The 11,367-nt window shown below is 52.0% G+C and carries 9 protein-coding genes; 1 reads left to right on the forward strand and 8 read right to left on the reverse strand.

Going from position 1 to position 11,367, the window contains the following annotated elements:
- Window positions 1–191: 191 nt before the first annotated feature.
- From ACYVGS_RS09840 to ACYVGS_RS09850, 3 genes are all read right to left on the reverse strand, one after another.
- Window positions 192–611: a hypothetical protein gene (locus ACYVGS_RS09840; protein ID WP_460588513.1), complete on the reverse strand. Its 420-nt coding sequence runs from the start codon at window positions 609–611 to the stop codon at window positions 192–194.
- Between the two features lie 290 nt (window positions 612–901).
- Entirely contained in the window at window positions 902–1,171 is a 270-nt protein-coding gene (locus ACYVGS_RS09845) for a MerR family transcriptional regulator (RefSeq protein WP_460588514.1), read from the reverse strand.
- A 115-nt stretch (window positions 1,172–1,286) separates the two neighbouring features.
- Window positions 1,287–1,664, reverse strand: coding sequence for a cation:proton antiporter domain-containing protein (locus ACYVGS_RS09850; protein ID WP_460588515.1), 378 nt, complete (start codon window positions 1,662–1,664; stop codon window positions 1,287–1,289).
- Between the two features lie 138 nt (window positions 1,665–1,802).
- Here ACYVGS_RS09850 and ACYVGS_RS09855 point away from each other — a divergent pair, with 138 nt between their 5' ends.
- Complete coding sequence (locus ACYVGS_RS09855) at window positions 1,803–3,011, forward strand: IS256 family transposase (RefSeq protein ID WP_460588516.1); 1,209 nt, start codon at window positions 1,803–1,805, stop codon at window positions 3,009–3,011.
- 186 nt (window positions 3,012–3,197) lie between these two features.
- Here ACYVGS_RS09855 and ACYVGS_RS09860 read toward each other — a convergent pair whose 3' ends face one another.
- Genes ACYVGS_RS09860 through ACYVGS_RS09880 form a run of 5 tightly spaced genes read right to left on the reverse strand, consistent with a single transcriptional unit; the run spans window position 3,198 to window position 10,291 of the window.
- Window positions 3,198–3,656 carry a DUF411 domain-containing protein gene (locus ACYVGS_RS09860; RefSeq protein ID WP_460588517.1) on the reverse strand — a complete coding sequence of 153 codons (459 nt, stop codon included), beginning with the start codon at window positions 3,654–3,656 and terminating at the stop codon, window positions 3,198–3,200.
- 40 nt (window positions 3,657–3,696) lie between these two features.
- Window positions 3,697–4,191 (reverse strand): ion channel, encoded by a 495-nt coding sequence (locus ACYVGS_RS09865; RefSeq protein WP_460588518.1) that lies wholly within the window; start codon window positions 4,189–4,191, stop codon window positions 3,697–3,699.
- The gene (locus ACYVGS_RS09870) at window positions 4,188–7,382 is read right to left on the reverse strand and encodes an efflux RND transporter permease subunit (RefSeq protein ID WP_460588521.1); all 3,195 of its coding nucleotides are present in this window, start codon (window positions 7,380–7,382) and stop codon (window positions 4,188–4,190) included. The genes ACYVGS_RS09865 and ACYVGS_RS09870 overlap by 4 nt, the downstream gene beginning before the upstream one ends.
- Complete coding sequence (locus ACYVGS_RS09875; RefSeq protein ID WP_460588519.1) at window positions 7,375–8,931, reverse strand: efflux RND transporter periplasmic adaptor subunit; 1,557 nt, start codon at window positions 8,929–8,931, stop codon at window positions 7,375–7,377. The genes ACYVGS_RS09870 and ACYVGS_RS09875 overlap by 8 nt, the downstream gene beginning before the upstream one ends.
- A complete protein-coding gene (locus ACYVGS_RS09880) occupies window positions 8,924–10,291 on the reverse strand; it encodes a TolC family protein (protein ID WP_460588520.1) in 1,368 nt (455 codons plus the stop codon). The genes ACYVGS_RS09875 and ACYVGS_RS09880 overlap by 8 nt, the downstream gene beginning before the upstream one ends.
- Window positions 10,292–11,367: the final 1,076 nt, after the last annotated feature.

Genomic DNA, 11,367 nt, shown 5'->3' on the forward strand with positions numbered 1-11,367 from the left:
GTGCATTTCATGCCGCAAGTATATCAAACACCTGTCGCTTTACTAATGAAAAAGTTAGTAAGTAGTGTAACCATTAAGATTTTTTCAACTTCCGATCCATGTGCATTTTTTTTCACCCTATAAATAACCTGGTTCGTTTGCTTCAACAATTTATTCATGTGCCTGTTTCTATTTACATATCTGGTAATGTGTCACTTGTGCATCTTCTTATGATCGTGGGCTTTCTTGGAGCTTAGATCGCCCGAGCGCTCAACGACTTCGCCTTCGTCTGGCAGAGAAGAGCCAGCTAATCCCTTCTGCTTGCGGTGGTCGTGCTTGATGCTACCAGTCGAACCGGCCGAGACACCATCAGGCTCCTCGGAGGACGACTTCATCGATTCTGATGCAGCCTGATCGGTCGGTATCCCTTTGCCTGGCAGACCTTTACGCTTGCGGTGATCGTGTGTGCCTTGATATGTACCCTCTGACCCCGTCGAATCAACTGACGAATGCCCGCCCGGCAAGCCTTTGTGCTCACGATGATTATGTTTCGAGCCACTCTCATGGGCCACTCCTAGCGTTGCAAAACCAAGGGCTCCGAACAACGTTATGGTGAGATATAACTTTTTCATGACAATCCTCCGGTATTTTCATTTCTGTTCACAAACAACGAAAGAACCACCGACAAACTCATTTACTCATAGGGAGAGCTGTGTTCTTTGTCGCTGGCGTAGCCTTCAATATTCTGTAGGTCTACGTTGCTATCGTTCTACACATCGCTAATTATCTATTCGCGAAATTCCTCAACCAGGTGACAGATCTTGTGTTCATTGGGCATGCCATCGGACTCACTCACCAGTCGTGAGAGGCCCGGCGCATTCTATTTTTCATTAATGTCATATCCTGGAATAACTGCTCTATCTCATCCAGACGCTATTTGATCATTACTCGGCACAGAGGGGGTATTGCGTTTCACCCTTTTCGGCCCTTCAAAGATCTGGGCAACCTCTCCGAGGTAAAAACTAAGTAGTTTCACACCAGTATGAATCGCAGCTGGCTTTCTTTTCATCGCGCGGTATTCCCGATACCCATTCGTCGGGCATCGTTCGGGCCGCAGCAGACCCTTACGTGTGCAGAATCTTATCGTGTGCGCAAAAACTCCAATACTGCCTGCAAATTCATTCACGCGCATCACCTAACTCCTAGCTTCGAGTGCCTTTCCCAATCATTACCCTAGACGCATACTGGCCCGAGCGTCTATAAGCTTTACAGCTGTCTATAACTTACACCTCTGTCCTACTCACAGGTCAATCTCTAAATCTCGGTAACAGCAGTGGAAGTAGCAGGGCCATCATTAGGGTCATGATCTTCAGGGCCACCATGCCGTGGTGAGAAATGTTCTGCTTTGAAAGCCCAATACTGGCAACGATGAGGCCGAGCTCGCCACGAAGGAGCAGGGCGAGCCCAAGTATCCAGCGCTCCTTCCTGTATAACGGGGAAGCTATGAACAATAGAACGACCGTCTTGCCGAATATCGCCGCCACTATTACTGAAAGCACCCAAAAGACTAGTTTCGCGTCGACAAGGCCCAAATCGAATAGCTGCAAACCTAACGCTAGAAAAAAGAGGAGGACGGCACAGGAAACAAGCTTTGAAAAGAATGCCTGATCGTAAAAATATGTCATACATACCCAATGTCAGTGGATTACCATGCCATCAGCGTATCCGTAATTTAACTATGATGCTGCCTATTTCATGGAGCCTGTAAATAAAACTGTGTAAACCGCCTATCATTGCACCCTGACAGGGTAAGGATAGGCCACATGAACAGGAAAGAACTGGAAGCCTTCGCACGGGAGGCTGCCAAAACCCTCAAGACCGAGAAGGATCTCAACGAGTTCAGCCAGATGCTGACTAAGATCACCGTCGAGGCGGCGCTGAATGCCGAACTCGACGACCATCTGGGCTATGACCGACACCAGGCCTCTGATAACGCCAACAGCCGCAACGGCTACACCAGCAAGACCCTGAAAACTGAGGATGGCCAATTCGAGCTGAACACGCCCCGTGACCGCGAGGGCAGCTTCGAGCCGCAACTGGTGAAGAAGGGGCAGACCCGGTTCACCTCAATGGACGACAAGATCCTGAGCCTGTACGCCAAGGGCATGACCACCCGGGAGATCGTCGCCACCTTCAAGGAGATGTACGGCGCCGACATTTCGCCTACCCTGATTTCCAAGGTGACAGAGGCTGTCATTGATCAGGTCGTGGAATGGCAGTCGCGCCCCCTGGACCCGGTGTATCCGATCGTCTATCTGGACTGCATCGTGGTCAAAATCCGGCAGGACAAGCAGGTCATCAACAAGGCGATCTACCTGGCCCTGGGCGTCAACCTCGAAGGCCACAAGGAACTGCTGGGCATGTGGATCTCCGAGAACGAGGGCGCCAAGTTCTGGCTGGGCGTCCTGACAGAGCTCCAGAATCGCGGTGTGAAGGACATCCTCATCGCCTGCGTCGATGGACTCAAGGGCTTCCCCGATGCCATCAGTGCAGCTTACCCGCAGGCGCAGATCCAGCTCTGCATCGTTCACATGGTGCGCAACTCGATGAAGTATGTGCCGTGGAAGGATTACAAGGCCGTGACGGCCGATCTCAAGCGCATCTACCAGTCAGTCACCGAGGAGGAAGCCCTGCAGGCGTTGGACGAGTTCGAGGGCCGCTGGGGTGAGAAATACCCTCACATCAGCCGCTCCTGGCGTAATCACTGGCCGAATCTGAGTACGTTGTTCCGCTACCCCGAGGACATCCGCAAGGCGATCTATACCACCAACGCCATCGAGTCCCTGAACAGCGTCATCCGCAAGGCCATCAAGAAACGGAAGCTGTTCCCAACTGACGACTCCGCCCGCAAGGTCGTTTACCTGGCAATCATGGATGCGTCGAAAAAATGGACGATGCCGATCCGTAATTGGAAGGCTGCGCTGAACCGGTTTATGATCGAGTTTGAGGATCGCATCAGAGACTACGTTTAACCCCGGCGGTTACACAGAATTATTTACACCCTCATTTCATGTTGCATACTGCGATGCTCTTGCGGCGTTTTTGACTTATCGCAAGACACCGGTGAAAATAATACGTCGTGCCAAATCGGAAAATCACTTTAGTGTCACTTCTCTAGCCGTTTTCTCTTTGCCATTACTAGCTAGACTCTGGTCCACCTAGTCCCGACCATCAACATGGGAAAATATTTCGCTGGTCCCGTCGCTTTTCAGCAACAGCACATCGTAGCTATCGAATCGCTCACCCATTTCCATACCAGGGCTTCCTATGGGCATGCCTGGTACCGCTAATCCGAGTGCGCCTTCCGGTATGTCGTCTAGGAATTGCCTAATCAATCTCGCGGGAATATGGCCTTCAAAGACATACCCATCTACTAAACCCGTATGGCAAGACTGGTAGTGAGGATCTATGTTGTACCCCTCTTTTATTGCATCAAGACTCACCCGGTCTTTCGTGATCACTTCGAACCCTTCGTTCTTTAGATGGTCTACCCATTTATTGCAACAACCACAAGTTGGGGTCTTGAACACCTCCATCTTGATGCTGTTGACCTCGCTTTGCTGACCGGGAACAGGTTGCGTTTCCGAGCACGCCACAACTAGAAACATCGCAAACATTGCCGCTACCGCGCCCCTAGCAGCACATAATCTCCTCATTCTAATCATTCCTACTTCCCCTCTCGTTGACAAGTGTCGTGTCCACATGCGTAATCGGCATGCCGCATCTATTTTCCCATGGCCAAAAACGGCCCATCGCTAGAAAAGTGAATGACGCAGACCATGTAATAAGTAGAAAACCGTTGAGTGCTTCAATGGCAGTGATAAAGCGGATGTGGCCCTGAGGCTCAATGTCACCCAGACCAAGCGTTGTATAAATCACGCCCGAATAGTAGAGATAGCTCATCGCATCCGTGATCAAGGCACCTTGAAAAACTCCAAGCTCCAGAACGGACACAGAGACACCGTAGGTGATCGCATACATTCCGATCTCTGCTATATGTACCAGAAAGAGCGTCACAACGATAAATAGCACTTTTGCCTGTGTAGAAATTCTAAACCGAGTAGCTCTTGATCCCAGCCAAAGTAACGCCCGGTAATGAAACATAAACGTCAAGGCGACCAGCCCGAACGCTAACGCGATCGCAATAATCATGAAACCGCACCTGCTGGCCCGTCTTCGGACTGTACTTCAGAGCTATCGGCCACAACGCGTCGCTTTTCCTGAAACTGGAGAACAAAGCTATAAATCACCGGCAGCACCAGCAGATTGAGTATCATCACGGTCAGCATTCCGCCGAGCATGGGCGCGGCAATTCGATGGGTGACATCCGATCCTGTGCCACTACTCAACATGATTGGTATCAAACCCGCCATCGTGGAGATGGCGGTCATTGCTACCGGCCTTACTCGTTTAGATGTTGCGTTCAGTACAGCATCCCGAAGCTCTTCTAACGTAAGACGCCTTGCGCTTTCACTTCTGCGCTCGGCAATTTCTGTATCGATAAAGCTCAACACAAGCACGCCAATCTCTGCCGCCATGCCCGCCAACGCAATGAACCCAACCGCTACCGTAACCGACACGTTGTAGTCGTTGAAATAGATGAGCCATATTCCTCCTATCAGACCAAAGGGGATCGATATCATCACTACAACCGGCTCAATAACATTCCGGAAATTGAAGTAAAGCAGCAGGAAGATAATGAAGAGGGTTGCAGGCGCAACGATACCAAGCCGCTTCGCTGCGCGTTCCATATACTCGAACTGGCCCGACCATGTCAGCGTATAGCCAGCCGGTATATCGACTTGCTGGTTAATCACCTCTTTAGCCTTGTTCACAAATCCGCCAATATCCGAAGTGGATATATCTACATAGATCCATGCATTGGGCCTCGCATCCTCACTCTTAATGACCGGCGGCCCTCGTGTGTAGTTGATGTCAGCCACCAGAGCGAGAGGAATTTGCGCACCGGTTGGCGTGGGTATGATCACGCGCTTGAGGGTTTCCAGATCATTCCTAAGCTCTCTGGGGTAGCGCAGATTTACGGGATAGCGTTCCAATCCCTCCACGGTTTCGGTGATATTCATACCCCCGATAGCGCTTTGAATAACGTCCTGTACTGCGCCAACCGTGAGTCCATAGCGCGCAGCACTTTCCCGATCGATGTCAAAATCAAGGTAGTAGCCACCGACTGCGCGGTCGCCAAACGCGGAGGTCGTCTCGGGGAGTGTTTTCATGGCCTGCTCAATGTCCTGAGAGACTTCCTGCAGGACATTGAGATCAGGCCCCGATACTTTGATACCGATAGGCGTCTTGATGCCGGTAGAAAGCATGTCGATGCGCGTCTTTATCGGCATGGTCCATGCGTTGGCAAGCCCAGGAAACTGGATCGCGGCGTCCATCTCGCTCATCAGCTCTTTCGTTGTTTTGCCCGGATCGGGCCACTCCTCTTTTGGCTTCAACCGCACAGTGGTTTCGATCATTGCCAGTGGCGCGGAGTCAGTCGCGGTTTCTGCACGGCCCACCTTGCCAAACACATGATGTACCTCGGGGAATGTGGCGAGTATTTTGTCCGTTTGTTGCAACAGTTCCCTTGCCTTGGTGATCGATATTCCGGGGAACGTTGTGGGCATATACAGTATGTCGCCCTCATCCAGCGGCGGCATGAACTCGCTGCCCAGTTTGGAATAGGGGTAGTAGGTAGCGCCCAGAAGCGCTATCGCACACACGACGGTCACTACCCTCCAGCGCATCGCCGTTTTCAAAGCAGGCCGATGGAGTGCGTGAAGCGCGCGATTCAGTGGGTTTCTGTGCTCGGCAATGATCCTGCCTCGCAGAAAGTAGCCCATCATTACCGGGACCAGTGTAATCGCCAGTATTGCTGAAGCGGCCATTGCATAGGTCGCGGTGAAAGCCAGAGGACTGAAAAGCCTCCCTTCTTGTGCCTGCATGGTAAAAATGGGTAGGAACGATACGGTAATCACAAGAAGGGAGAAAAACAGAGCAGGGCCTACTTCCTGGCAAGACTCGCCGATCGTTTTCCAACGCTCCTCGATCGTGAGCTCACTGCCCTTGGCGTCGCGAGCCATTGCAAGTCGGCTATGCGCGTTCTCCACCATCACAATGGCACCGTCCACCATGGTCCCGATGGTGATTGCGATCCCACCTAATGACATGATGTTGGCGTTAAGGCCTTGGATACGCATTACGATAAAGGCCATCAGAACGCCCAAGGGCAGAGTGATAATCACTACAAACGCAGAGCGCGCGTGTAGCAAGAATAAAATCACCACGATGCTTACGATAACCAGTTCCTGGGCGAGCGATGTGTTGAGGCTGTCAACCGCTCGCTCAATCAAATCACCACGGTCGTAGACCGGGACGATCTCAACGCCCTCGGGCAGCCCTGCTTTCAGCTCTTCCAGTTTTTCCCGCACGGCCTGAATTGTTGCCAACGCATTCTCGCCAAAGCGCATAATGACAACGCCGCCTGCAACCTCGCCCTCCCCATTGAGATCCACGAGCCCGCGCCGCAGTTCGGGGCCGATCTGCACATTCGCGACATCTCGCAGACGGATTGGCGTACCATTTTCATCAACCGACACAGGGATGGAGTTCAGGTCATCAATAGACTGTATATAGCCCAGTCCGCGCACCATGTATTCGGTCTCAGCCATTTCCACCAGACGACCACCGACATCCTTGTTGGACATCTTGATTGCCATCCTGACCTTGTCGAGGGGAATGTTGTAGCGAAGCAGCGCATTGGGATCGACTTCAACCTGATACTGCTTGACAAAGCCACCAACAGACGCGACTTCCGAAACGCCATTGACGGTTTGTAGGGGATATCGAAGATACCAATCCTGCAAAGAGCGAAGCTCCGCCAGGTCGTGTTTACCGCTTCGATCGACGAGCGCGTACTCGTAGACCCAACCCACGCCGGTTGCATCGGGCCCCAACGTGGGCGTAACGCCCTGGGGCAATCGCCCGCTGACGTAGTTGATTGATTCGAGCACGCGCGAGCGTGCCCAATACATATCGGTTCCATCTTCAAAAATGATGTAGACAAACGACAGTCCAAAAAACGAGTAGCCCCGCACAACTTTCGTATCGGGAACAGCCAACATCGAGGTTGTCAGCGGATAGGTCACCTGGTCTTCCACAACCTGCGGCGACTGCCCCGGGTACTTGGTAAAGATGATGACCTGGACATCCGACAAATCGGGAATTGCGTCCAGCGGAACGTTCTTATAAGAGAAAATGCCGACCACGCCTACAATGAAGGTCGCCACCAGAACCATAAATCGATCACGCAGGGACGCATTGATGATCGCCTTAATCATGAACCATGCCTCCGTGAGCGTCTTCGCCCATCTCATGGTCTGGTTCATCGCTTGTCTCATGCCCCGTATCGCTACGAGCGTCGCCCTGCGCTTCAGACATTTCAGAATCGTTGCCATCCATGTTCTTGCGACCACCCGATTGCGCGGAGTGATCAGCCTCGGCTTGAATATCCTCGCCTTTAAGTGCGTCCATCATTTTGGCGGTGGCCTCGCGCAGCTTTGATTCCGAGTCAACCAGGAACTGCGCCGATGTCACCACCTCTTCTCCATCACTGACACCGTCAAGCACCTCGACGCGACCGCCTGATTCCACGCCTAGCCTGACAGTCCTGGGCTCGAACTTTCCGGGATCCCTCACGACAAATATCTGCGGATTGCCTCCAGAGCGCACGACTGCCTCGGATGGCACTACAACGGACTTCTCGCGTGTGTCAGATAGAATTTTCACTTCAGCGAACATATCGGGCCGGAGCAGGAGGTCAGGATTGTCGAACACCAATCTGACTTTGGTGGTCCGGGTCTTTGCCTCCGAATAGGGGTAGATGTAAGCCACTTCACCCGTAAAGGTCTTACCGGGTACGGATGTGAGTGTCATTTCCACCTCGTCGCCGACATTTACCCAAGGTATCTCGTTTTCATAGATGTCGGCCAATACCCACACTTCACTCAGGTCGGCCAGCATGTAGAGTTCTTGCTGGGGCGTTACATGCTGCCTTTGACGAACCCCAATTCGCAGCACCGTGCCATCCACAGGCGAGTGAATGTGAATGCTCTTCTTGATCTCCCTACTTGTCTCTAATTCCTCTATCTGGTGTTCGGGTACATCCAGAAACTGCAACCGTTCACGCGAGCTCTTCACCAGATCCCTGGCACCCTCGCGAATCTCTTCAAAAGGGCTCTCGCCAAGCGCAGCCAGATTGTTCAGTGCCAGCAGGTATTCCTGCTGAGTGGAAACCAACTGCGGGGAGTAGATGCTCAGGAGTATGTCGTCGGATGCGACAGTTTCACCAGTCTTGTCAACGTATAGCTCCTCTATCCAGCCCTGAACTTTCGGATGGAGCCGCGCCATGCGCTCCTCATTGAAGTCAACACGACCAACAGTTCTTATCGTCCGGCTTATGGATTCAGATTTCGCTATCGCGGTGCGAACCCCGATATTCTGGACGACCACAGGATCGATCTTTACTGTGCCGACGACATCGCTACTCTCGCCTTCGGCATACACGGGTACATAGTCCATACCCATGGAATCCTTCATGGGAGTAGGCGAAGTGACCGACGGGTTCATCGGGTTTCGGTAGTACAAGATTTCCGGCTCGGTCGTTGAGCCCGCTTCTTCTGCATAGACCGGGAGATAATCCATGCCCATCGAGTCTTGCGCCGGCACAGGCGAGGTGACGCCCGGGTTCATTGGATTACGGTAGTAAAGCGGCTCGGGCTCGCCCACCTCAGCGACTGTGTCGCCTGCGTTGTCCTGAGATAGCCAATAGCCGCCTGCCAGCCCGAGGCCAAGCATGATGACCCCTGTCATAATTATTGCTTTACTCATAGATGGACTCCTTTCCTACTGCGGCCTCCAGGCGCGACAAGGCCTGGTTGGCTTCACTGACTGACTTCCAGTACAGAAGCTCATAGTTGAACAATGTCATCTGACTTCGTACCAAATTGAGAAAGTCGACCTCACTCACCTGATAGGCAGCGAGCATCGATTGCACCGTTTGCTCGGCTTGTGGAATGATCCCTGTACTGAACAGTTCACTCTGGTCCTTCGATTTTTGATAGTCGATGACAGCGGTTGCAATGGCAGATCTCACGGCACTTTTCTCATCAATAAGCGCGTAGCGATTTTTCGCGACTTCCGCGGTTTGTTGAGAGATGGCTCGTGACTGCTTGCGGCCTGCATAAAGCGGTATCTTGACGCCCAGCATTATCGAGAAGAGATCCGCTCGTGATCCACCCATGAAAGGCGGGTTGTCGCCAGCGCGCTCTCCATACATGACACCCAGCTTGAAATCCGGATACCTGTCTTTCTTTGCAAGCTCGAGCCGCGTTAGAGCCGCTTCTACCTGAGTCTCCTTCTCTTTTAAAGTTGGCCTGGATTCGTCCGCGATCGCAAAGAGCTCGGTTTCGCTGAGGATGCCCGGCATCGAGCTGGGGTCAACGTCAGCGAGCGCTGCACGAGTGCTGGCCGGTCTATCCATGAGCGTATTGAGCTGGATCGACTGGTGTTTTCTCAACGCCACCAGAGTGATGCCCTGGTCAATCAGCTTGGAAAGTTCCAGCTGCGCGAGCAAAATATCCTGCTGTAGTCCCCTGCCCGTTTCATATTTGGTTTCGGCCACTGCAATAAACTGACGCAGTAGCTCCTTGTTTTTCTCCAGCGTCTCCAACGCGCGATCAAGATAGTGTATCTGCCACCAGGTTGTCTTTACGGAGTTCGCTAGCCGCACTCTCATTTCGTCTACAGAGTAGCCAGCGGCGATCGCATCAAACGTCGCAGCTTCTTCTTTGAGATCCAGTTTCCCGGGGAAGGGAAACTCCTGGCTAAACCCGAACTGCAGTTGCGTCATGCCCTCCTGATCGCGATCAAAACTGTCGGTTGGGAAGTTCATCGCGTTGATGTTGACCATGGGGTCCGGCAAGCTACCGACCTGGCTAGGCACTTCCTGCAGCGCTTCGTAGCGATTTTGCATAGCTGCCAGGCCAGGATTGTCTTCAAGCGCTACCAGCACCGCTTTTCGCGCCGTAAGAAGTGATTCCGTTGCGCTGCCATCCGAAGCAAAAGCATTCATCGGTAGCTTCACTACGAGGCACAACATCAGCAATCGGAATATCGCTCGGCCTCGAAAAGTTCGCACCCAATTGCGGCTGGAGAATCTAGCGAGTTTGTTGGATAAATAGCAGGCCATGCTAGTTGTTCCTTTCTTGTTTGCCTTCGTGCGATTCGATCTCTTCACCCGGTGATGGCGATATTTCTAACGGTGAGCCATTGCTTTGCTTCATTCTCGGCACTCCTCATATCAAACCTCCTTCACTGCTAAACCACCCCGATACATCTGCATCTGGTGCGCAAACACATATTTTTCCGCTGGGAGAGCAGGTAAAGCGACTTCAGACACTTCATCCACTATTAGGTCTTGGCTAATACTTAGATCAGCGAACACAACTACCGCTGAGCAAGGGGATTTACCAACTCTCAAAAATAGCAGCATTGATGACTGACCGGAAGTGATGGAACCGTATCACCGGCCACTTGAGTATCTGTTTCGTCTTTGTACAGCCAGAACCCCCATACCATGAGCGCGATCAGCAGGAGTCCAGCTATGTTAATTGCAACCATTCAGGTTACTCCCCAGTTCCACCCGCTTCGTCCAGTATTTAGATAATCGTTGCAGATATAATGGGATCACACCATTCTGTAACGAAAAAAACAGGTACCCATTTGCCGCCCTAGTCTTGTTTAAGGAAGCCACGCACGATCCCATAATAGAATTTACGGACCAACAGAAAGATTACCCCCACATTACGTTGTTGTAATTTTTGCGTCATGCGACTGACAGGCATTTCCCTCTACCCTACTAATACCGGTTTCATGTTTCTTAACATGCGATGAGTAGCGGAATCTGTAGCTCACGTGGTTGCGGGTCATGACCAAGCAAATAGCGATAGCCTTTGCGCTATGCACCGCCATTTAGCTTTACAAAGTTGCCCGGCAGGAGAGTGTAATCAGCAATTACAAGCGACGATATCTCGAGGCCGATCTTGGCCCGAGCGCTCAGAGAACGACGACCATCTGGATATTGTGGCATCCGAATTCGAGCGCCACTTGACCTGTGTTCATGACACAGGTTTATCGTGGCGATAGTTACAGTAAAACCTAGGTCTAGAGCCCGTCAGCTAAACATAGAACATTGGTGAAACTCATTAGCAGGCCGTTGAAAAACTGTAGAAATCAATGAATCGACAGCTCAGCATCGAAGTTGAT

The sequence above is a fragment of the Haliea atlantica genome (genome assembly GCF_054779855.1).